The sequence below is a fragment of the Microbulbifer weihaiensis genome (genome assembly GCF_048323715.1).
Lineage (GTDB): Bacteria > Pseudomonadota > Gammaproteobacteria > Pseudomonadales > Cellvibrionaceae > Microbulbifer.
In genome coordinates this window covers 686,560-709,590 of the sequence record NZ_JBLWFL010000001.1, presented here as the reverse complement: position 1 = coordinate 709,590, position 23,031 = coordinate 686,560, and the positions used below count along the sequence as shown (strand labels likewise).

General features: G+C 55.6%; 20 protein-coding genes. 10 read left to right on the top strand and 10 right to left on the bottom strand.

Translation table 11 applies throughout. The features are described 5' to 3' along the window. Positions 1 to 12: 12 nt before the first annotated feature. Positions 13 to 1,140: an S-(hydroxymethyl)glutathione dehydrogenase/class III alcohol dehydrogenase gene (locus ACNKU7_RS03005; protein WP_418295477.1), complete on the bottom strand. Its 1,128-nt coding sequence runs from the start codon at positions 1,138 to 1,140 to the stop codon at positions 13 to 15. A gap of 279 nt (positions 1,141 to 1,419) precedes the next feature. Here ACNKU7_RS03005 and ACNKU7_RS03000 point away from each other — a divergent pair, with 279 nt between their 5' ends. Then, positions 1,420 to 1,800, top strand: coding sequence for a hypothetical protein (locus ACNKU7_RS03000; protein ID WP_418295476.1), 381 nt, complete (start codon positions 1,420 to 1,422; stop codon positions 1,798 to 1,800). A gap of 43 nt (positions 1,801 to 1,843) precedes the next feature. Here the strand turns inward: ACNKU7_RS03000 and ACNKU7_RS02995 are convergent, their stop codons facing one another. Beyond that, a complete protein-coding gene (locus ACNKU7_RS02995) occupies positions 1,844 to 2,569 on the bottom strand; it encodes a hypothetical protein (RefSeq protein ID WP_418295475.1) in 726 nt (241 codons plus the stop codon). A gap of 561 nt (positions 2,570 to 3,130) precedes the next feature. Beyond that, the gene (locus tag ACNKU7_RS02990; RefSeq protein ID WP_418295474.1) at positions 3,131 to 3,547 is read right to left on the bottom strand and encodes a CBS domain-containing protein; all 417 of its coding nucleotides are present in this window, start codon (positions 3,545 to 3,547) and stop codon (positions 3,131 to 3,133) included. Between the two features lie 132 nt (positions 3,548 to 3,679). Between ACNKU7_RS02990 and ACNKU7_RS02985 the strand changes: the two genes are divergently transcribed. The 5 genes from ACNKU7_RS02985 to ACNKU7_RS02965 all read left to right on the top strand — a co-directional run bounded on the left by ACNKU7_RS02985 (position 3,680) and on the right by ACNKU7_RS02965 (position 7,355). Then, complete coding sequence (locus ACNKU7_RS02985) at positions 3,680 to 4,117, top strand: host attachment protein (protein ID WP_418295473.1); 438 nt, start codon at positions 3,680 to 3,682, stop codon at positions 4,115 to 4,117. 117 nt (positions 4,118 to 4,234) lie between these two features. Then, on the top strand, positions 4,235 to 5,188 hold the full coding sequence (gene corA / locus ACNKU7_RS02980; RefSeq protein WP_418295472.1) for a magnesium/cobalt transporter CorA: 954 nt from the start codon (positions 4,235 to 4,237) through the stop codon (positions 5,186 to 5,188). A 92-nt stretch (positions 5,189 to 5,280) separates the two neighbouring features. Next, entirely contained in the window at positions 5,281 to 5,976 is a 696-nt protein-coding gene (locus ACNKU7_RS02975) for a hypothetical protein (RefSeq protein WP_418295471.1), read from the top strand. Between the two features lie 201 nt (positions 5,977 to 6,177). Further along, on the top strand, positions 6,178 to 6,738 hold the full coding sequence (locus ACNKU7_RS02970; RefSeq protein WP_418295470.1) for a cytochrome b: 561 nt from the start codon (positions 6,178 to 6,180) through the stop codon (positions 6,736 to 6,738). A gap of 50 nt (positions 6,739 to 6,788) precedes the next feature. Then, positions 6,789 to 7,355 (top strand): YceI family protein, encoded by a 567-nt coding sequence (locus ACNKU7_RS02965; protein WP_418295469.1) that lies wholly within the window; start codon positions 6,789 to 6,791, stop codon positions 7,353 to 7,355. A gap of 279 nt (positions 7,356 to 7,634) precedes the next feature. Here the strand turns inward: ACNKU7_RS02965 and ACNKU7_RS02960 are convergent, their stop codons facing one another. The 6 genes from ACNKU7_RS02960 to ectA all read right to left on the bottom strand — a co-directional run bounded on the left by ACNKU7_RS02960 (position 7,635) and on the right by ectA (position 14,217). Beyond that, positions 7,635 to 9,053, bottom strand: a complete 1,419-nt coding sequence (locus ACNKU7_RS02960) for a sodium/proline symporter (RefSeq protein ID WP_418295468.1) — start codon at positions 9,051 to 9,053, stop codon at positions 7,635 to 7,637. A 99-nt stretch (positions 9,054 to 9,152) separates the two neighbouring features. Further along, on the bottom strand, positions 9,153 to 10,166 hold the full coding sequence (locus ACNKU7_RS02955) for a tetratricopeptide repeat protein (protein WP_418295467.1): 1,014 nt from the start codon (positions 10,164 to 10,166) through the stop codon (positions 9,153 to 9,155). Continuing rightward, positions 10,154 to 11,599, bottom strand: coding sequence for an aspartate kinase (locus ACNKU7_RS02950; protein ID WP_418295466.1), 1,446 nt, complete (start codon positions 11,597 to 11,599; stop codon positions 10,154 to 10,156). Before ACNKU7_RS02950 ends, ACNKU7_RS02955 begins: the two co-directional genes overlap by 13 nt. Before the next feature lie 118 nt (positions 11,600 to 11,717). Then, a complete protein-coding gene (locus tag ACNKU7_RS02945; protein ID WP_418295465.1) occupies positions 11,718 to 12,122 on the bottom strand; it encodes an ectoine synthase in 405 nt (134 codons plus the stop codon). Between the two features lie 90 nt (positions 12,123 to 12,212). Next, positions 12,213 to 13,538, bottom strand: a complete 1,326-nt coding sequence (ectB, locus tag ACNKU7_RS02940; protein WP_418295464.1) for a diaminobutyrate--2-oxoglutarate transaminase — start codon at positions 13,536 to 13,538, stop codon at positions 12,213 to 12,215. A gap of 112 nt (positions 13,539 to 13,650) precedes the next feature. Then, on the bottom strand, positions 13,651 to 14,217 hold the full coding sequence (gene ectA, locus ACNKU7_RS02935) for a diaminobutyrate acetyltransferase (protein WP_418295463.1): 567 nt from the start codon (positions 14,215 to 14,217) through the stop codon (positions 13,651 to 13,653). A gap of 459 nt (positions 14,218 to 14,676) precedes the next feature. Between ectA and ACNKU7_RS02930 the strand changes: the two genes are divergently transcribed. From ACNKU7_RS02930 to ACNKU7_RS02915, 4 genes are all read left to right on the top strand, one after another. Beyond that, positions 14,677 to 15,195 (top strand): MarR family winged helix-turn-helix transcriptional regulator, encoded by a 519-nt coding sequence (locus ACNKU7_RS02930; protein ID WP_418295639.1) that lies wholly within the window; start codon positions 14,677 to 14,679, stop codon positions 15,193 to 15,195. 372 nt (positions 15,196 to 15,567) lie between these two features. Continuing rightward, positions 15,568 to 16,554 carry an FHA domain-containing protein gene (locus ACNKU7_RS02925; protein ID WP_418295462.1) on the top strand — a complete coding sequence of 329 codons (987 nt, stop codon included), beginning with the start codon at positions 15,568 to 15,570 and terminating at the stop codon, positions 16,552 to 16,554. 94 nt (positions 16,555 to 16,648) lie between these two features. After that, positions 16,649 to 19,267, top strand: a complete 2,619-nt coding sequence (locus ACNKU7_RS02920) for a protein kinase domain-containing protein (RefSeq protein ID WP_418295461.1) — start codon at positions 16,649 to 16,651, stop codon at positions 19,265 to 19,267. A gap of 59 nt (positions 19,268 to 19,326) precedes the next feature. Then, the gene (locus ACNKU7_RS02915; protein ID WP_418295460.1) at positions 19,327 to 21,942 is read left to right on the top strand and encodes a protein kinase domain-containing protein; all 2,616 of its coding nucleotides are present in this window, start codon (positions 19,327 to 19,329) and stop codon (positions 21,940 to 21,942) included. 1 nt (position 21,943) lies between these two features. Here the strand turns inward: ACNKU7_RS02915 and ACNKU7_RS02910 are convergent, their stop codons facing one another. Further along, positions 21,944 to 22,444 (bottom strand): hypothetical protein, encoded by a 501-nt coding sequence (locus ACNKU7_RS02910; protein ID WP_418295459.1) that lies wholly within the window; start codon positions 22,442 to 22,444, stop codon positions 21,944 to 21,946. Positions 22,445 to 23,031 lie beyond the last annotated feature (587 nt).

Below are 23,031 nucleotides of genomic sequence, written 5' to 3'. Positions count from 1 at the left end.
GCAGCCTCCGGCTTATTGGTAGTGAATAACGCTGCGAATGCTTTTGCCTTCGTGCATCAGGTCAAAGGCCTCGTTGATTTTTTCCAGCGGCATGGTGTGAGTGATGAAATCATCCAGCTTGAACTCACCGGCCAGATAGCGCTCTACATAGTCCGGCAGTTGCGAACGCCCCTTGACGCCACCAAAGGCGGTTCCGCGCCACACGCGGCCAGTTACCAGCTGGAATGGACGGGTAGAGATTTCCTGGCCGGCACCGGCAACGCCGATGATGACAGACTCGCCCCAGCCCTTGTGGCAGCACTCCAGGGCAGAGCGCATGACGTTGACGTTACCGATACATTCAAAGGAGTAATCCACACCGCCATCGGTCAGGTCGACAATCACTTCCTGAATCGGCTTGTCGTAATCCTTCGGGTTAATGCAGTCGGTCGCGCCCAGTTTCCTGGCCAGTTCGAACTTGCTGGGGTTGATATCCACCGCGATGATCCGTGATGCCTTGGCCAGGCGTGCACCGATGATTGTGGCGAGGCCGATGCCACCGAGGCCGAAAACGGCTACCGTCGCTCCTTCTTCCACCTTGGCGGTATTGGCGACAGCGCCCATACCGGTGGTGACGCCGCAGCCCAACAAGCAGATCTCTTCCAGCGGTGCATCCTTGTTCACCTTGGCGACGGAAATTTCCGGCAGCACGGTGTATTCAGAAAAGGTCGATGTACCCATGTAGTGGTAAATCGGCTGGCCGTTGATGGAGAAGCGGGTGGTGCCATCCGGCATCAGGCCCTGGCCCTGGGTGGAACGGATTTTCTGGCACAGGTTGGTTTTGCCGGACTTGCAGAATTTGCACTCGCCGCACTCAGGGGTATACAGCGGGATCACGTGGTCGCCCACCGCTACACTGGTTACGCCTTCGCCCACAGATTCCACAATACCGCCGCCCTCGTGGCCGAGGATTGCAGGAAACACGCCCTCGGGGTCATCGCCAGACAGGGTAAACGCATCCGTGTGACACACGCCGGTGGCGATCAGTTTGATACGCACTTCACCCGCCTTCGGTGGCGCAACTTCTACTTCCTCGATCGTCAGCGGCTCACCCGCCTTCCAGGCCACTGCGGCCTTGCACTTGATGGTCTCAGCAGACATGAATTTTCCTCTATTGGCATTTCCCGGTCACCGCCGGGTTTGGCTGACAGCTTAACAGATCAGCTGCTGATTGATGGCTCGGATCGATACCACACGCCAGCGGACTGCGCGGTTTGACGTTTTTTTGCACACTAACGGTGCATAAGGTATGCCCCGAATTCGCGGGCCGCCTGCCAGAGGGCGCCAAACAGAGTGACACTTTAATTGGCCTGCAAATTGCTACAGCTTGAATGGGGCGACCCAGCAGACCGCTAGAAAATAACAAATGGGGAGATGACGATGAACGACCACCAGTGGTTGATGAATTCCCAGGCCCTCAATGCACTGCGTAAGCTGCGCAAACGCATCCATGCCGAGTTCGGCCTGAACCTGCGCTTTTCCGACTTCGATTTCGAAGGACAACTGGCCAGGCTCAAACATCACACCAAAGACAAGGACAGCCTCCAGCTCATCGCTGAACTGGAGTGTCTCCGCGGCAGCCCCTTCCTGACCGGCGAAGAACCGCCGCAAAGGCTGTACCGGGGGCACAAGATTCTGCAGGAGACGGAAAGAAAAGATATTTATGAAATGATCTATGGCGAGGAACTGGCATTGCACAATGGCCGTGGGGCATGCGCTACCCCGCGAAAAATATATCGGGGCCAACCGATATTATCCTGACAATCACCCGATAAAGTCAGTGGCCACGAAACCAAGCACCAAATTAACGACCGGCCAATTTCAACAGCGAAGAAGCTTCCAGATCATCTTCTATCTGGTCGAGTACTTCTTTGGCAATCTCTGCCAATAGATATTCGGTCGCCTCTTGCGTCGTATCTTCAACCACTCCACCGTCTTTCGGCGCGCGAGTGACATAGTTTCTCCGCAATTTCAGTTTGGCAATTTCAACCTTGCCCTCGCGGAGACCCTCCTGGCGAGTTCCGTTGCGCCCCTGTATCCGGTATTGAAAGCTGCCATAAGCGTTCATCACGCCTTTTTCAATATCGAACTCCGCACCACTGAATATGTCATTCATCTTCTGGCGAATGACAATGTCAAAGCTTGTGTAGAGAACAACTGGAGCGCCTTCTGTCACCAACAGTACTTCTTCATCAACAAAAAATTCACCAAACCTTAACTGTACCTGCTGCGTCAAGTAGTCGGCAAAATCCTGCATGGCCTGTTTCTTCATATCACCCAGCCCACCGTTAGTGCCGGATAACGCCAATAGCAAGTTCAGGTTATTTCCAGTCAGGGGCGTCGGCGCTTCAATGGTGACTTCAACAGGTGCGATTTCGAGACGGATGGCGGGATCATTGGTCGCGAGTCGAGGCCAGCCATCCAGGCTTCCCGCGTTGGCGTCAAATGCCACAAAAAGTGTAGGGAGGAAAAAAAACCACGCAAAAAACAGGCGAGGGAACTGCGATAAAAATGGTCTATCTGAGGGCATGCGCTATAACTCCTTAGCATCCGAGGTTTGTTGATCCATGTGAATTAGGAAAAATCAGATTTTTCCCTGCAACCAACGGGCCACTTAAAGAATAAAATTTTACGCGCCAAAGTTACAGACTTTTAAAATCCGCAAACGACCTTTGCGACATCAAAAAATATCACAGACCATACAGCTTCAAATGAGACGTACCTCAATAATTCATTATCGAGGTATATTCACTTAATAATGCTCACTTTTTGAGTGGAATCCTTTCACCAGAGGAAATGCGCTCGCGTGTGCCATTGCGCGCGCATATGAGCCTGCGACCCAGTAATACATCTCCGCGCACTGGCATATTATTGAATCCCTGCGTAGTCATGCCCCCAGTTCCATTTCATTGCGGCCACCAGAGAACATGCGAACGTTCCAGAATCCGGTGATTCCGGTAGTAAGCCCGCAGGGAAAGAACAAAGAGTTGTGATATTGAGCTGCGGGCAGGCTTGGGCAGACTTGGATAGCCAGCCCGCAACTTATGCAATTGCTACGGCAACCTGATGACAGGCTGCCCGCGTGGCCACATCAGTGGTGCGCAGAGACTGCCGCCGCATAATCATGGCAGGTACTGTCGTTTACGGCGTGGGCAATATCCCCCATGCTCAACATCCCTACCATACGTTTAGCGCCATCCACTACCGGCATACGGCGAATTTTCATCCGCTCCAGGTGTGCCACTGCTTCCTGGATATGTTCGTCCGCATAGCAGTACTCAATACCCTCAGTCATCACATCCTGGGCGGTCATCTCCCGCATATCGCCTCCTTCCGCCAGCCCGCGGCAGACAATATCCCGGTCTGTGACCATTCCGATGAGGCGGTCATTCTCGCCCACCGGGATCGCACCCACGTCGTGATCCCGCAGCAGCTGCGCCACTTTCCACAGGGGCGTATCCGGTGAACACCAGGTCACACCCCGGTGCATGGCTTGCTCAACCTTCATTTCACACCTCCGCACTCGTTGATCTACATGCCAGTATAGTGAGTGATACCAGCGCAGGAATGACTACGGACTCCTCCCGGCACGCCCTAAGATTTGAAGCAGGAACGGAAGAAAAACGAGAGGTAAACGGTCATGGCAAAAGCCTGGGTTCTGGTAGCCAACCATACTCATGCACGCCTGTTCGAAGCGGAAAATCGAGCTGGTGCACTGAGGGAAATTGAAGCAATGGTTTATCCGGAAGGACGCATGAAGGGGCAGGAATTGCTCAGCGATGCGCCGGGGCGCTCATTCGACAGCCTAGGGCTGGGCCGCCACGCCATGAGCTCGCCGACGGATCTGCGCAAGCAGGGCGCTCAGAAATTTGCGCGCGACATCGCTCACGCGCTCGAGAAAGGGCGGCAGGAGGGACGGTATGACAAGCTCTACATTGTCGCCGAGCCTTCCATGGCCGGTAGCCTGCGCATGTCCATGACGGCCCCTACCCTCGCCACCATTGCCGGCGAGTCCCGCAAAAACATCACCAATTGTGATACTGAGGAGATACGCGCGCAGTTGCCTACCTGGCTGTAACGCCCACCAGACAAGGGATGAGCGCCGCCAGCAAGCCGATGGTTGCTGGCGGCGATTGATTTGTGACGGGCAGATTGCGAACATGCCCGCAGCAAAATCAATATCAAGGAAGCGGCAATGCTGAGACTGTTCGAAATCCAGCGCGGCAAAATCCGAGAATCCAATTCCGGCGGTCAATACGAAAACAAACAGCTGTCTGAGGCAGCCTGGATCGACCTCCAGGAACCGGAAGAAGACGAGCGCGAGTTGCTGGAACAGCTGCTGCGTACCGAGCTGCCTGAATCCGAGGACGTGGAGGAGATCGAATCCTCCGCCCGATACTTTATCGATACCGCTGGCATCCATGTGCACTCCCTCTACCTCACCCAGAGCGAAGGGCGCCACAATACCGCCACTGCGGCATTTATTCTCCAGCCCCAGCGCCTGATTACCGTGCGCGAATCCGAACTCGCGGACTTCCGCCTGCTGCGCATGCGCGCCCGCCGCGGCCAGGTGGAAGCCCACAGCGCCCAGGAACTGCTGATCCTGCTGTTTGAACAAAAGGTGGAAAACCTCGCCGACGCACTGGAGGATAACTATCTCAAGCTCGGGGAAGTCAGCCATCTGGTGCTGGAAGACGAAGACGCCGAGCTGGAAGAAGCCATCGATCACCTGGCGAAACTGGAAGACAGCAACGGTAAGATCCGCCTGTGCCTGATGGATACCCAGCGCTCCATCGCCTTCCTCCAGCGCCACCTGAAGGATGACCCGGAGCTGCGCGAAAGCTGCTGGGGTATTCTGCGCGACATCGATACCCTGATGTCTCACACCACCTTCCTGTTCGAGAAAATCAACTTCCTGATGGACTCCACCCAGGGCTTCATCAATATCGAGCAGAACCAGATCATCAAGATCTTCTCCATCGCCGCAGTGGTATTCCTGCCCCCCACCATGGTGGCAAGCATCTACGGTATGAACTTCGAGCACATGCCGGAACTGCAGTGGCTGCTGGGCTATCCCTGGGCGCTGGGTCTGATGCTGATGGCGGGTATGGCACCCTACCTGTACTTCAAGAAAAAGGGGTGGCTGTAACGCCCCCCAATTCAACCTCACCGCGCCACCAAATCACCGCCAACTGCTAACCTTTTAGAGGCTTGAAAATTCCAAAGGGACGCGGACGCGACATGGCAACGGCGGGCAGTAACAAAGCTGGCAACGGGGGCAAACCCTTCCACATGCGACGCTGGCTCAGCGTGCAGCAGGCAGTAAACCACCTCAGTGCCCTGTCCGAGGAGCCCATCACCAGTGATGACCTGGCGCGCCTGGCTGAAGAGCACAAGCTCGACCTCTACTGGTACCGGCCGGGTCAAAAGCTGCGCTACCTGCACCGGCCCAACTGGCCGACCACTGAACTCCAGCAACCTCTGCGCCTGTGCCCGGATCACAGCAACGACTGGCGGGCGATCGCCGGCATCTTGCGCCAGCGCCCGGCGCTGCCGGCGGATGAAAACGACACCCCCGTGCTGCAGGATCCCGATGGCAACCTGCTGAAAATCACTTTCGACCTGCAGCGCCGCCCGGAACCCTTCAGCGGTCGCTGGTATCCGAACTTCGCCGAGCTGGTGGTCAGGCGCGGAGACCTGGAGCTTCTGGAAGGCCACCTGTTTACCGAGGAGGAAACCAGTGAGCTTGAACCACACCTGCTGCTGGATGTGATCTGGCAACTGGAACAGCTGGCGCTGGAAAACGGCGACGCGAGCACACCGAAGCACGATCTGGACTGGCTTACCCACCAGTTGAGTCACCGGGCCCACCTGGATCCGGCGCTGCTGGGTAGAGTCCTCCACGCGGCAGAACGCCAGCACGAATCCCACTCATAATCGCGCCTGTATTGCGGCGCAAACGCGCCGCACAGGCAGCGGCGCCCCCAAATCGTGCGTTTTGCGACCGGCCCGCAATCCTCCCCTGCCTCTCCCTTGCGAATTTTTCGAAAAATAGTTCCCGTTTTTTGCACTATTCCCGCGCCGTAGAATTTTTATAATGCGCTAATCACACAAATTACCAATTCAGGAAAGTGGATCGTGCAGACTCGTAACAGTGACACTCACTACGGCTGGGTAGCCGTGGCCTTTCACTGGCTGATGGCCCCCGCCATCATCGGTATGTTTGCGCTTGGCTGGTGGATGCGCGGCCTGGGTTATTACGATCCGTGGTACCGTCAGGGCCCCGAGATCCACAAGTCGGTGGGTATCCTGTTACTGATCCTGCTGGTTGCGCGCCTGCTGTGGCGCTGGGCCAACCCTGCCCCCAGACCGGAACCGGCACCCCGCTGGCAACAGCGGGCGGCGGCAGCCGCCCACTGGCTGATCTACGGCCTGCTGCTGGCTATTTTCATTTCCGGCTACCTGATTTCCACCGCGGACGGCCGCGCGATCGAGGTGTTCAACTGGTTCAATGTACCGGCGACCCTGCAGGGCTTTGAGAATCAGGAGGACATCTCCGGCGCAATCCATAAATGGCTTGCCTGGTCGCTGATGGGGCTGGTCGTATTGCACGGGCTCGCCGCTTTCAAACACCATTTCATCAACCGCGATGCGACGCTGCGCAAAATGCTCGGCATCGGCGCTCGCGGCAATGCCTGAAAACCCTGGTTCTACCACTAACCGTTCACACGTAAATAAAGGAATGCACAATGAAAAAACTCGCAGTACTCCTGTTCGCCTCCCTGCTGGGTGCCGCAGCACAGGCCGCTGAATATCAGTTCGACACCAAGGGCGCCCACGCCTTTATCCAGTTCCGTATCAAGCACCTGGGTTACAGCTGGCTGTACGGCCGTTTCGACAAGTTCGACGGCAACTTTGTCTACGATGAAAGCAAGCCGGAAGCATCTTCCGTGAGCGTGACCGTGGACACCACCAGCCTGAACAGCAACCACGCCGAGCGCGACAAGCACCTGCGCGGCAAGGACTTCCTGGACGTAGCCAAGTACCCGACCGCTACTTTCAAGAGCACCGGCTTCGAGCCGAAAGGTGATGGCAAAGCCGTCCTTACCGGCGACCTGACCCTGCACGGTGTTACCAAGCCGATCAGCATCGACGTAACCGAAATCGGCGGCGGCAAGGATCCCTGGGGCGGCTACCGTCAGGGCTTCACCGGCACCACCGAATTCAAACTGAAGGATTTCGGCATTGACTACGACCTGGGCCCGGCTTCCCAGACCGTGGAAATGATTCTGGATGTAGAAGGTATCCGCCAGTAATCGTTTGATTTCCGTCGCACTGGATGGACAAGAAACCCGGCCTCAGTGCCGGGTTTCTTGTTTTTGGGTTTCGTGGTAGCGCGGTGGGGGCATGAACTCATTATTCTTCTTGTGGCGGCAAAGCACCGGGTATTCCTTTTCAGGATCGCTGTGAATACATCCCTGCCCCCAGCCCTTCGGGCGACTTCGTCGTCTCAAATTGCTCCCGGCAATTTGATCAAAAACGAATACCCACCGATCTGCCGCCACAGGGCTCAAATAAACCGAATCCCATAACCTTCAGGCATTAACAGCTTTAGCCACAGGCTCCCGAACCAGAAGCCGACCGACAGCAAACACAGCGAGTCCCATTAGAATCCCCGGCATACCTTCATAGATATGGCTGTGCCACTCCAGCCAACGCCAAACGAGCGCAGTCGTGAGGCCCAACACACTCATGGTAATCGCCAGTCTCTGTGAAGGACGGCCACCGGCAGCCAGAACCATCAGCAGAGGTGCAAAGGCAGATGCCAGCGCAGACCAGGACATTACCACCAGGCTAAATACGCTCTGCTTGTTCAACAGCGCCCAAGCCACCGCCGCCGTAGTGATACCCAGCGTAGCGAGTTTCAATAGACGGGTATTTTCCGTGCGCTGGGGCAACAGGTCGTGGGTCAGCGCTGCCGAGCAGCTCAGCACCAGGGAATCGGCGGTCGACATGGTTGCGGCAAAAATACCGGCGAGGATCAGACCGACAAACACAGGCGACAGCAGCTCCATCGCCATCATCGGCAAGGCCAGCTCCGCATCAAAGCTGCCGGAATCGGACAACAGAATGCGCGAGAGCATGCCCACCCCTGTCGCCATAAAATAGAAAATCGTGAACCACAGGTAATACCAGCAGCGCGCCTGCAGCATACGCCCGGAATCGTTCAGCGCCATAAAGCGCACCATGACATGGGGCTGGCCGACAACAGAAATGCCCGCAAACAGCCAGCTCAGCGCAAACAGCACACCACCAGCAAGCCCCGGCAATAACAGATCCTGCGGATACCAGTTCAGGAAGCCTTCCACCTGCCCCATTTGCTGCCACGCGGCATCGAGACCACCAACCGACTGCACCGCAACAATCAGCAGCAGCGCCATCGCCACCACCATCACCAGAGACTGGGCGGCATCGGTCCAGATTGACGCACGAATGCCGCCAGCAAGGCAGTATGCGGCAACAATCACGCCACCGATGACCGCACCGCTCCAGATTGGCAAGTCCAGCACCACATAGAGCGCCTTGCTGCCCGCAACCAGCTGCGCGCTGGCGTATGCCAGCAGGAACATGAGCGACAGCACCCCTGCCAGCTTCTGCCAGGCGCCAAAGCGCGTACCACTCCAGCACGCCAGCACACCTGCGTAGCTGGATTCACCGGTTTTCTTCGCCGCCTCGCGCAGCGACTTGTGCATCCACAGGGAGCCAAGGAAGTCCCCCAATATCCAGCCGATCATCAGCCAGATCGAAGCCAGCCCGGTAACGTAGGTGTAGCCGATGACCCCGATAAACATATACCCGCTGTTATTGGTCGCGACCGCTGACAACCCCACGAGCATCGGCGAGATATCCTGGCTCGCGAGGTAATAGTCTTTTTTGGTTCCGCGACTTTTGCGATAGGAGCTGATGCCCACCGCCGCAAACAGGCTGAGAAAAAAAAGGAAACTGATGAGCATGCAACCCTCCCCGAGTATTGAATATTCTGTTTTTCTTGCTTGTTATTTTTATTGCTGTGTGAAATTGCAATCGTCGCTGGAGCGTCGAGGCAATGGGGGTCAGTGATCGTCGGTATCCTTATCCCCATCCAGGGCTCGGCCAAGCCCCATCAGTTCTGCGAACGCAGGCTTGTCGTACAGCTCATTGAACGCGGGATCTTCCAGCGCCTCGTCACGGTAGGCTGAGGAAATATCCAGCGCTTTCGACAGGTAATCCACCGCCTCTTCCCACTGCTCAAGATAGGCGTGTGCGCAGGCCAGCTGGTAATAGGCATTGCCGTTCTGGCTGTCGATCTGCAGGGCCTGCAGACACAGGTTGATAGCCCACTGCGGCTCGTCCAGTTCGAGCACAGCATCCGCCTTGTAGGTCAGTGCTTCGCCATCATCCTTACGCAATTTCAGAATCTGATCGTAAATAGCGATCTTGCCAGTTGGAGTCTGCTCACGACCGGCACGCAGCCACAGTGAATGGATCTCCTGGGTCAGCTCAATTTCACCGCGGTTGCTTTCAATATGCCGGGTTTTTTCCGACAACTGTTCTTCAATACTGCGCAGGCGAGCTTCGTATTGCTCCACCAGTTTGGAGATTTCCTGGTTGGCGAGCGTATGTACTTTTTCTTTTACGTCACGGATAGATGTCCACCCCATGATCACCAGCAGGGAACTGAATCCGGCAATCAAGTAAAAGAAATAGGTGATGGTATCAGTGGCGTAGGTTATCGCCTTGTCCGCCGCGCTTAACTGGCGGTCAACGATGTTTTCAGTCAGGGACACCTTCTGCGCAGCCATATCGACGCGCAACTGCTTAAGTTCATCCAGCACATAGCGCTCAATGAATGGTGAATAAAGCGCCTTATCCAGCTTATCCACCGCTTCCGCAGCTTTCTCCAGCTCCTGAACTTTCTGCTGGTTATCCTCTTTTTCTTCCGCGGTAACCACGGGCGGCGCCACACTCTCCTGCCCCTGGGCGACGGCCAGATTGCCCGGGAACACAAACACGCCCCCTACAAGCAACACTGCCGCCAGCAATGCTGACGGCAGTAGGCACCACATACGAGACATCAGGCTGCGCATATCGCTTCGCCGTGCTCATGCACCTCAACCAGCGCTGCATGCAGGCTCTTGACCGCATCTTCGTAATTGCTCTCATCGACAACGAACTGCATGTCGACCTGGCGCATGGACTGGTGAACAGCGAGAATACTGATGCCGGAATTGGCCAGTGCACTGACCGCACGCGACAGCATGCCACTGATTTTCATGTCGCTGCCAATGGCTGAAACCACCGCCACCTTACGCACCTGAATATCGCAGTCGGGAAACAGCTCATTGATGGCGCTTTTTATCCGCTTGACGGTTTTCAGGTTGTTGCCGAGGTAGTGGGTAATCGTGTTGGCGTTGGTGTCTTTGGTCACCACACTGCCCTTGAAGCGTGCAATGATTTCATTGATCGCCCGGTCGTAACTGGTCATGCTGCCCATCATGTCCTGGTCGAAACATTCAACAGCATAGATGTTTTTCCGCCCCGCGATGATTTCCACTTGGGGGGTTTCGCTGACATAGTCGCCAGTCACCAGCGTGCCGCGATGCTCCGGCTCAAAGGTATTCATCACCCGCAGTGGAATTTCCTGCTGGCGCAGTCCTTTTGCCGCACGCGGATGAATGGCTTCCATCCCCAGGTTGGCAAGCTGATCCGCCACGTCGTAGTTGGTGCGGCCGATGGGTACCGCCTGCTCCTCGCCCACAAGGCGCGGATCGGCACTGCTGAGATGATACTCTTTGTGGATAATCGCTTCGCTGGCGCCAGTGATCACGGCGATGCGACTGAATGTCATCTCACTGTAACCACGCGCGAATGTCTTCATCAGGCCATCCGCCGTGTGCGCATATCCGGTAGCGATAGGCAGCTCGGTGGCAAAATCCACATCCGCAAAGGCGCGCTCGATACGTGCATCAAGCGACATATGTTCGCCGTCGCGCCAACCGGTGAGGTCGATAAAGCGCGCATTGATACCTTCCTGCTTCAACAGCTGCACGGTATTCCACGCACTGTGCGCTTCACCCAGGCTGGCGAGCATTTCGCTCACTACATCCAGGTGGCCTTCCAGCGCAAAATGTCCGTGCTGACACACCCGCTCGAGGTCGCCCAGGCAATTGGCTGCGTCATCCAGGCGCTCGCCGATAAAGCGGTTTGCCTTGGCCAGCATCACCTGGTCAGTAAACAGCTCTGCGTTGATCTCTTCCATGCGCTGGCGCAGGCCTGCCACCGCATCAGACCACTCGCGTTCGTCGTCAGCACCGGCAAACAGGGCGAATACGCCGGGACGGCCGGATTTTTTGTGTTCCAGCAGCATGTCGGTAATGCCACCGTATGCAGATACCACGAAAACACGCTGGTACAACCCTTCCGTTTTCGCTCTGCCGTTTTTCAGAATGATGTTGTCACGTACTGCGCGGTAATCGCTCATGGACGTACCGCCGATCTTCTCTACCGTATGTGCTTTCATGGGATCCTTGCGTTGACCGTTTTCGAGTTGCAAGTGCGAGGTACCAGCGAAATATGCCCGGCTGGTACCCCAGAACTCTGCTGCCTTGTTATGCATCGGAATGATGTTATTGGCCGGCTTATTTTTCGTCCTGTACCGCTTCCGCATCCAGCTCGTAAGCGCCTTCAGCGTTATGCACTTCTTTGCCGTGCAATGGCGGATTGAAAACACAGGCCATTTTCATTTCAGTCTTGGCCTTGAGTACGTGCTTGTCGTTCTTATCCAGGATGTAGATGGTTCCCGGAGTAATCTCGTGAACCACACCATCGGCTTCCGCCATGACGGATCCCTCACCGGAGATGCAGTACACAGATTCGAGGTGGTTCTGGTAGTGCAGGTGCAGATCGGCACCTTCGTAGATGGTGGTGATATGGAAAGAGAAGCCCATATTGTCGTTCTTCAGCAGCAGGCGAGTGCTCTCCCAGCCCTCGGAAACAATGCGGCGGTCGGTTTTTTCGGCTTCTTGCAGTTTTCTTACGATCATTACTAGCTCTTTCTATACTCAGTATTTCAATTAAGGTCTTGAAAAAATGCGGCCTGATTACAGGCCGCCTATCAAATCAAAGGTTGCAGATCAGGCTGCGCCGGCGAGGGTGCTTTCCTGCGCAGTATCGTCCGCAAAGAAATCGTGCTCTTCCGGCACTTCCTCACCTTTCAATACCTTGGCCACAGCCGCTTCAACAATGTCCAGCGCCTTGGTGAGGTTTTCGTCAGTGATGGTCAGCGGACACAAGGTTTTCACGACGTGATCGTCGGCACCACTGGTTTCGATTACCAGGCCATTGCGGAATGCTTCGGTGGTAATACGATCCGCCAGCTCACCACTCACGCAGTTGAGACCTCGGAACATACCGCGGCCGCGGGTGGTCATGTTGCCATCACCGTACTTGTCGACAATTTTCTGCAGGCGCTGCTCGATGTAATCGCCCTTGCGTTTTACTTCCTTGGCGAACTTGTCATCGCTCCAGTAGTGGTCGATCGCCGCCTTGGCGGTAACGAATGCCAGGTTGTTACCGCGGAAAGTGCCGTTGTGCTCGCCCGGCTTCCACTGATCCAGCTCCGGCTTCATCAGCACAACCGCAAACGGCAGGCCGTAACCACTCAGGGACTTGGACAGGGTGACGATATCCGGATCGATACCCGCTTCCTCAAAGCTGAAGTAGCTGCCGGTACGGCCACAACCAGCCTGAATATCGTCGACGATCATCAGTACATCGTGCTTCTTACACACGTCTTGCAGGTTGCGCAGCCACTCGGTGCTTGCGGCATTGATACCACCTTCTCCCTGCACGGTTTCGACCAGCACCGCCGCGGGATGATCGATACCGCTGGAGGAGTCAGACAGCACCTTGTCCAGGTACTGGGTAGTGTCCATTTCGTCGCCGAGGTAACCGTCGTACGGCATGCGCGCAACACTGCTCATGCTCACGCCGGCGGCGCCGCGGTGGTGGGAATTACCGGTAGCAGACAGCGCACCGAGGCTGCAGCCATGGAAGCCGTTGGTGAAAGAAATCACGTTCTCACGGCCTTTGTACTTGCGCGCAATCTTCAGTGCCGCTTCGACCGCGTTGGTGCCAGTAGGGCCGGTGAACTGCATGACGTAGGTCATGTCGCGCGGCTTCAGGATGTGCTCGTAAAAAGATTCCAGGAACTCACGCTTGGCCTTGGTGTGCAGATCCAGGCCGTGGGTGATGCCATCCTGCTCAATGTATTCGAGCAAGGCTTTCTTGAAGATCGGGTTGTTGTGACCGTAGTTCAGGGTGCCGGCGCCCGCGAGAAAATCCAGGTACTGGTTACCCTCTTCGTCGTAGAGGTATTCGCCCTGGGCCTTGTTAAATACCCGCGGAAAAGCACGGGCATAGCTCATCACTTCGGATTCAATCTCATCAAACACTTTCATGTTGGCAACCTTTGTTTATTTGGTTGAAGCAAAACTTAAAAAAGGGGAATTGGGTTGGGTTCTGACAAAGCAGTGCAGCGGCAGGCTGCAGTATTTGCCGAACCTTTAACGCCTACGTAACGGGGCCGGAAACAAACGGCCCAATGCGCAGCAGCATTTCGCTGTCGTGGCGCCCTTTGAAGTGGCGTTCGCGATCGAACATCACTGAATCTTTACAATCAGCCTCCAGCTTGCGCGCCAGGCTGCGGAACAACGCCCAGGATGCATCGTTGTCTGGCGTAATGGTGGTCTCCAGGTAGGCGACTTCGCGACACACCTCACGCGCGAGGATTTCACGCAGCATGCGTCCGGCGAGCCCCATACCACGGCCTTGTTCGGCCACCGCCACCTGCCAGATAAACAGCGTGTTCGGGCGCTCAGGGATGATGTAACCGGAGATAAATCCAACCAGCTCGCCATTTAGCTCGGCGGCGACACTGGTAGCGGAGAAATGACTGGCCTGCAGCAAATTGCAGTAGAGGGAGTTTTCGTCCAGGGGCGGGCAGGAACCAATCAGCTGATGCACGCTGGCACCGTCTTCGCTGACTGGGCGGCGCAGTACAACTTCATCAGCTGCCTGCGCCGGGATGACCTTGTCGTCGGTAGAACCTTCTTCTATAGCTTCGCTTGTGGCGCTCAAAACAATACCTTTAGTCATCGAAATGTTATCTCTAGGTCTACCAGCAGAAACCTCACGGAGAGTCTCAGGCAACCCCTTTGAAACGTTCGATTCTGCTGAAAAGTTGACCTTTTCTCTAAAAAAATATTTACTGCTCTAAATATTTGAAAGCATAGTACTCTAAACATTATCGAGGGCGCAAGACCAAGCCTCATGCAATTTGATCAGAACTCGACCAGTTCACGCGTAAACGAGGGAGGCGCCGCCACGCCAGAAGGCCCGCCAGCCGGGGCTTCCAGCGTCTCGAGAGCCGCGCACGAACAACCCACCACGCAAGCGCACGCCCGCAGCAACCCCCAGAGCAGGCGCGAAGCGAGTGCCCGAGCCGGCAGGTCGACAAGCGGAATTGACAAAAGCGACGCAGCGCATAAAGTCGGGCCGAGACAAATGACCCGCCGCGAACTTGAGAGCCTGCTGCTGATGGACAAGATTGAAGAAGTACTGATTACCCTGCGCCGCCTGATTCGCGCCACCGACCTGCACTCCAAGCAGCTGGTCAAAACGGCCGGTCTTACCGCACCACAGCTCCTATTGCTGCAGGCCATCCGCGAACACGGCCAGGTCACCATCGGCGCGCTCGCAAAAGAGATCAGCCTGAGCCAGGCGACCGTCACCACAATCCTCGACCGACTGGAAAAGCGCGGACTCGTTTACCGGGAGCGATCTTCGGAAGACAAGCGCAAAGTACATGCCTACCTGACGGACAAGGGCGCAGAAATAATTCGCGATGCACCAACACCACTGCAGGAACATTTCGTACGTCAGTTTCGCGACTTGCGGGAATGGGAGCAGAGCATGATCATTTCGTCACTGCAGCGTGTGGCGCTGATGATGGATGCCGAACATATCGATGCATCACCAGTGCTCGACGTCGGCGACCTCGATCGCAAAGACAGCCGCGAACTCCCGGATCAGGACAACGACCAAGACAGCGACTGATCAAACCCAGAATCCCAATCCGTTAGCCCTTTCAGGTCATACCCGGCGCCAATTGCCAGCAATTCGCATCCAGAGATTGCATTCATGCAACAGTTGGGTATAAATGTGCCGATAATTTAAAAGCAAGTGCCGCCCATTAAGTTGGCACTTACATACCAAGACGGCGGCGTCATTACGAAGTGAGCACGTCCCCTATTAAAGAAAGTGAGTTAGCTGCCAAGCAGGCAGAGACATAAATCACCCCGGGGCCCTCAGTTTTGTTTAGCGCAAGGGTACAAGGCTGTACCACGATTTAAGCCATGCGTACGCCCTGTTTTGGCACGACCCTGTGATGAGAGATGTCACGGCTTTATTTAGGGGAAGGGATCTAACATGGCTTGCTTGCAGCATCCAGACAGGGATCAACCTGTCTTCCTGATGGCGCACCACACGATCGGTCGCCGCCAGGGCGCGACCGATACACGCATAACCCTGCCGGAAATTTCCGGCATTCACGCAGCCATTCAATGGACCGGAAGCCACTGGGTCATTCGCGACCTGAGCCGCAACGGCACATGGGTAAACGGCCAGCAACTTATTCCTGCAAAAAACCAGCAACTGCACCTGGGTGACAAGATCAGTTTCGGCCGCTCGAACAACCCTGTGTGGAAAGTGGAAAGCCTGGATCCGCCGGAAAACCTGCTGATCGATATCAATACCGGTGAAGCACAGCCCCTGGAGTCTTACCACCTGCTCCCTGACGAGCACGAGCCCCTTGCCAGCCTGCACTTCAACCCAATTAATGGCGTTTGGGTTTACGAATTGCTGGATGGCTCCGAAAACGGTGAGACAGCCCGTGTCGTAACCCATAAAGGCCGCGTAGATTGCGCGCACAACAGCTGGGAATTGTTTCTGGGCAACAGCCAAAGCACCACCACGGAACTTTCCACCCAGAACCTCTGTGTTTCCGATTTCCGGCTGCGCTTCACAGTGAGCCACCACGAAGAGCACATTCAGTTGCAACTGATCCAGGGCGACATGACCCTCGACCTCGCTGCGCGCACACACAATTATTTATTGCTTTACCTGGCTCGCGCCCGCGCGAAGGACATCCAGCGCGGCGTCAACCCGGCAGACCAGGGCTGGGTGGCTATCGATCTCGCCACGCGCGAACTGGGCATCACAGTAAATCACCTGAACACGCAGATTTTCCGTGCGCGCAAGCAGATCGCCGACGGATTGCCAGACGCCATCGACACGTCCCGTCTGGTGGAACGTCGCGCCTATGAAATGCGGCTCGGCTGCAGTCAGCTGGATATATTCAAAGGTTCGCAGAAAGAAATTGTCGAAAGCAGCACGGACGCCGTTACGGTATTGTGACAGGATTGGAAGTTCAGCCGTCGACACCGACAATGAAAACCTGCAATCTCCACAAGGCGACACTGGTCAGCAGTCAGTTTAAGCAGTTACGGACATGACCCACAAAGAGCCACCGTTTTATATTGGTCGTTACCTCGTCACCGGCAAACTCGGCTCCGGCGGTATGGGAGTGGTTTATCTTGCCACCGACGAGCGACTGCAGCGCAAGGTAGCGATCAAGCAACTGCTGAGTAACCCCAACAGCCGTAACGCACACCAGCGCATTCGCCGGGAGGCACTGCTGCTCGCGCAGCTGAACCACAGCAATATCGTCCAGATTTATGATGTGGTGGAGAGCAAACGCGATATCGCGCTGGTCATGGAGCACATCGACGGCTGCTCACTGGAGCGCTGGCAGCGCGAACGCACCCCCGACCTCACGCAAAAAATTCAACTGCTGAAACAGGTCTGCGCCGGACTTGGCCGCGCGCATGCGGCCGGTATTATCCACCGCGACCTGAAAGGGGAAAACATCCTTGTAGACAGCAGCAATACGGTAAAAATCACCGACTTCGGCATCGCAAAAAGCAGCCTGGAGGAAAGTGACCTCACCCGTGAGCAGCATATTGCCGGCAGCTGGGGCGCCATGTCACCGGAGCAGGCACAGGGCAAACCCCTGGATCACCGCAGCGACCTGTTCGCGCTGGGCGTTCTGGCCTACCGCCTGCTTTGCGGCCAGAACCCGTTTGGCGATAACAAAAGTCCGTATGTCATCGTCGATCGCATCGTCAACAGCCAGCAGCTGCCGGCGGCCAGACTTTGCCCGGATCTTCCGCCCGCACTTTGCAACCTGCTGGATCGCTTACTGGCCAAAAAGCCCGAGCACAGGCCGATCAATGCGACCGTGGTGGCGGAAGAGCTCGACGCCGTCCTGAAGCTGGGGCACACCAGCAGCTTCACGCGCACACACAGCCTTACCGCCACGGTGACCACTGAGGAATTTTTCCAGCGACGCCCCGGTATTGGCGAAAAGCTGCGGCGCAAAATCGGGTTGGCTGCCGGCGTTCTCGGACTCGGATCCGCGCTGGCCGCTGGCATTATGCTCTGGGAAGGCACGCCTCTGGCAAAACAACACCAGTACATTGCCGTTACCATCCTGTCCCCCACGGAAAAAGACCGCGAACAACAGTTGCTGGCCAGCAATGTACAGGGTGCACTCAAGCAGGGCCTGTCCGGACGCGAGGGGCTTTACCTGATTCCCTATACCGAATCCCAGAGGTTCAGTGGCCAACCGCTGGCACAGCAGGCAAGGTCGCTCAATGCCGACCTGCTGCTTGTACCCGATCTGCACTGCGCGAGTCATAGCTGCGAGCTTACCCTGGAGCTGGTGGAAGCGGACAAGCTTGCCGTCATTGCCAGCCGCAGCACCCGCCTCTCCATCAATGAATTACTCGGCAGCCGCGCGCGCACACTGCAGCAACTGGACTACCTGCTGCCGGATTACCCATCACAGGGCGCCGCGGAAGAGCTGGCGATCAGCGCAGAAGGCTACCAGCAGTATCTCGAGCTATATGAGCAGCGCCACGACTACCGCAATTTAGCCGACCTGCTCGACAAGGCAGAAAAGCTGCAACAGGAAGCCCCGGCGTTCACGCCACTGTACGACCTGTATACCGACATGGTGGTCGACCTCGAGGATAACAGCCGCAGCGCCGAAGGCCCGGCACGGCTGGAGCGCATCCTGCAAAATGTGCCCCCACAAATTGCTGAAGCACCAGAGGTGCTGAACACCCGGTTGCGCCTGGCACTGCTGCGCAACGAACCGGGCGAGGCGGAAGCCCTGCTCGCACGTCTGAAGCTCACGCTGCCGGACGAAGCCAGCTACTACTACCTGAATGCCAACTACCACGACTTGCGTGGCGACTACACCAAGGCGCTGACAGAAATCGAAAAAGCCCTGGCACTGCGCACCAGCTACAACTACCTCTACCAGAAGGCCCTCACCCTCACCCTTACCGGCGATATTGCTGGCGCCAATGCCGTCCTCGAGCAGGCCATCGCGCTAAACAGCGAATCCCTCGATGCCATATCCCTGCTGGCCGCCAATATGATCGACAACGGCAAGGCGCAAGAGGCCATCCGCCTGCTGACGAATATTGGCCTGGATAACCTGGGCCCCATGGATACCTACAACCTGTGCCTCGCGCATTTTGTTGAGAAACAGTACCCCGAGTCCTTCGAGTGCCTGGAGCGTGTCTCGCAAATGGCGCCAAAAGACGCATCACCATTGCTCTACCAGGCTGAAATTGCCCGCGCGCTGGAGCGCCCGGAAGAAGCCGATGCGCTTGCCCGGCGCGCCCTGGACATAACCGCTGAGCGAACCGACTGGGAAGGCGTGCTGATGCGGGCACGCGCCTACGCCGACCTGGGCCAAGCGGAAAAAGCGGTGGAGAACCTGATGATGATCCGCCGCGACGCGCCAGACGACCTTTACGTCAACTATGCCCGCGCCCAGGTCTATATCAGCACCGGCGATCTGCTCTCGGCCAAAGCCCATATTCGCAAAACACTGGAGCAAGGTAGCTCGCCGGTCTGGTATTGCACTCCGCGCTTTGCCAAAATCTGCACTCTTCCCGCGTTTGAGGATCTTCGGCAGCAATACCCGGAGCTTTGCCGCGGGGACAAGGGCAATTCCCAGATTGCCCGCAACAGCGACGGCGCTCCCAGGCTCTGACGCTGTCACGGCCGGCGCACAGCCGGCCGCAGGCTCAACTCATAACAAGAAACGTGCAGATGGATATTGCAGAACCCGAAACCGGCACCCTTGCGCCCGGTGCAGAAGTTGCGACAGGAAACAGCGACCGCTATCGCCTCCTGAATACCCTCGGTGCCGGCGGCATGGGTATCGTATACCTGGCCGAGGATCTCAAGCTGCACCGCCAGGTGGCGATCAAAAAGCTCAGGGACGACGTTACCAGCCCCAGCGCCCGCGACCGGATCCAGCAGGAGGCCCGCCTGCTGGCCCGGCTGAACCACCCCAATATCGTTGCCCTGTATGATGTGCTGGACGGCTCCCAAGATGGAGAGAACGGCAATATCGCCCTGGTGATGGAATATATCGAGGGCACCACCCTGCGTGCCTGGATGCGCGAGCACACCCCGAACCTGCAACAGAAACTGCAACTGCTGATGCAGATCTGTGAAGGCCTGCAGCAGGCCCACAACCTCGGGATCATCCACCGGGACCTGAAGCCCGACAACATCTTGATTGCCACCAGCCGCAACGGCCATGTCACCGCCAAAATCAGTGACTTCGGCATAGCCAAATCCGAGCAGCTGGACGAGAAAACCCTCACCGCAGAAAACCAGCTGGCCGGCACCGTTACCGCCATGTCGCCGGAACAGATCCAGGGCAAAACCCTGGATACCCGCAGTGACCTCTTCAGCCTCGGCAGCATTGCGTTTGAACTGCTGTGTGGCAGCCGCCCGTTCGAGAAAGACGCCGCCGGCGCACTGGCCATGGCCAACCGTATCGCCAACGAGCCACATATGCCGCCTAAAGAGGCATGGCCGGCCATTCCGGAGCCACTGGCAATCCTTTTGGACAAGCTGCTCGCCAAGGATCCCACCCAGCGCCCGGAACACGCCCAGGTGGTCTACCAGGGCCTGGCCCTGCTCCACCGACAGGGCGTGGAAGCTGAAGACGAGGACTACACCGCGACCATGACCGACCTGTTTACCCGCCACGAGGTAAAAAGCCGCCGCCGCTGGCAGCGCGCGCTGGCCGGTATTGCAGGCACACTGTTGCTGGGTGGCGCCGGCTACTGGAGCTGGGCGTATTTCACCCGGCTGGAACCGCAATATATTGCGGTGATGCCGGTGGAGATTAGCGGCGAGATCCGCGGCGAGGAAAATGCCATAGCGCTGACCAGAACCATGGTGCGGCAGGCGTTGATGAATTCGGTTTCGCAACTGAAGGCCAGTGCGCTGGTGAGTTTTACGCCTAAAACTGGAGAGGACTTTGACTCTCAGTTACAAGCATTAACAGATAAAGGGGTAACTGACGCTCTTATTGCTAGACTTCAATGTGCACAAGCCCGATGCGAAATTGAGCTGCAACGTATAAAACCTAAAAACGCCCAAGTTCTAAATCAAACAAGTTTTGTATTTCTGGCAGAAAACCGCCAAGAATCTGAATATCGAATACGCAATAGAGCGCAAACAATATTTCCAAAAAACTACAGAAAGGGAGCCATTTCCAAGCTAGTAGTTTCGGATGATGATTACAACCAACTACTGGAAATACTAGCTAAAACTGAGCAGAAAGATGTAGCCCACCGGGATTTAGAAACCCTCGAATTGCTGATAGAAAAATACCCTAAAAATGCCAATTTATATTCCGCATACAGCATCATATCTGCCGCTCTATTCGTAAAAACAGGTAATACCCTCTATATATCCAAAGGTATGAAAATGCTGGAGTTTGCGCGCTCCAACAATATCGACGAAAAAGCACTTCTTGAACAAGAAATGAAACTGAGGGTCCACAGTAACGATAGAAAAAAAATCGATGCACTGCTAATAAAGCTAAAGAAACATGATTCTCCATCAGCTAACTTACTAGCTGAGATATCCCGCTCCATGCTCACTTCTGGAAACTATGAAGAAGCGCAAGCCTACGCAAACCAAGCAGTTGCATTAAACCCTTCTCTAGAAAACAGGTATTTAAACGCAACAATTTATACCGCCACCGGGAACTACCTGGCTGCAAGAGACACCTTACAGAAAATCGTTCAAACGCACCCCAAACACTGGTCTTCACACTCCCTTCTTGGTGTTATCGAGCTTGAAACAGGTAACCTAGTCGCGGCTGAGTCTGCGATCAAGGCAATACCTGAGCGCTTGAGAAATTGGCGGACAAAATCCAATCTTGGAGTCGTTTATTTCTTGAAAAATGAGCCAAATAAAGCACTGGACCAATTTCAGGCTGTACTTTCAGAGATCCCAGACGATCCAGGAACAATTAGCCAGATTGCAGAATCGTACACATTAATAGAGGATCAATCATCCGCTCTTAACCATTACGAAAAACTGCTTGCAATTACTGAAGATGACGACAATTTCGAGGCGCGCCAATATAAAGCTCTAGCTCTAGCTAATTTAGGCAAGGAAAGTGAAGCCATTGATATTATAAATCAACTTCTCCGAGAAGCCCCTGAAGACACTTATGTTCAGCACACCGCAGCTCAGGTGTACGCCCTCTCAAGTGAAGCACGCTCTGCAAGCTACCATATAGAGGGCCTGCTAAATCAAGGCATGAGTGCAGCCTGGTTTCAGCTTCCTGCATACCAAAGACTTTGCACTCAGCCTCATACATCTGAAATAGTCAAAAGATCTATTTGCAACTAATTTATGCTGGAACGATACGTGCTCTGGGATCACCTGAAACAAAATGCATTCCACCGTCTACCGTTTCGCACAACCAATAAAATGCGAAATTGTCAGGCTTGGATTCCTTATCCTTTACGGTGATTACCAGCTGGGTGTACTTACCTTCAACCCGCTTCGCCTTGGCGGTAAACTGGTGTTTGAAATCCGAGGTTAGCGCCAGTAGGCCATCCAACTTACGGCTGGTGCTGCGGGTAAATTCGAGATCACGGCCCGGCACTGCAGAGAGATCCAGAGTCAGCTTGATTTTGACCTTGCCGCCACGGCCACCAAAATGGAAGTCCATGTTGCCGAAATGCTCTTCCGGATTGTTTTTCTCAAACAGAGGCCAGTACTGGGGCTCGCCATTTACCGGCTCTACCGGGCGCAATACCATGTTCAATTCCAGCGTGTCGGCAGGAACCTGAATATCCAATACTGGCAGACTGTCACAAACGTTTGCTGCACTTTTTTCTTTTTTCACAGTGTCATCCCTTTTTCTTAGTCATCGAGCGTGTGAGTGCTCGCTATCCCGGCAAACCGCCAGGGTGTTATCAGGTCTTAAAAATTTTCAATTTCCAATAGGAAATGAAATTTGCGCGCTACAGCTTAAAACAAGCCGATACCGGAATTCCATCACATTTTGATTAAAAAAAAACCGGCAGTAAGCACGCTTACTGCCGGTATAAATAGATGGTCCCAGCCATCCACGGTTACAACAACACTATCAAGAGCGAAAATGAGGCATCCATGCCTCTGCCAGACCCTTCCCAATCCCCGACTGCCTAGGCTCAAAAGGCGGCCGGAGCGATCTGGCAATTCAGCTTGCGCTGAAAGTCTTCCTGATCCACTGTAAGCCTTCACATCTTCCCTGCGGCGGCTCACAGCTACCAATCCATTGGTATGTTGGCTGAAGGGACGGCGCAGCTGATGCCCGGGAGACAATTCCATCGCCCCCCGATTTCCGTCTTCCATAACGGTCACATCACGCTGGGTGTCTGCAATCCACCTTGCCGGAGTACCCGTTGCCGTGCACTCCATGTCCCCCTCAACCTTGGCAGGTACTTTAAG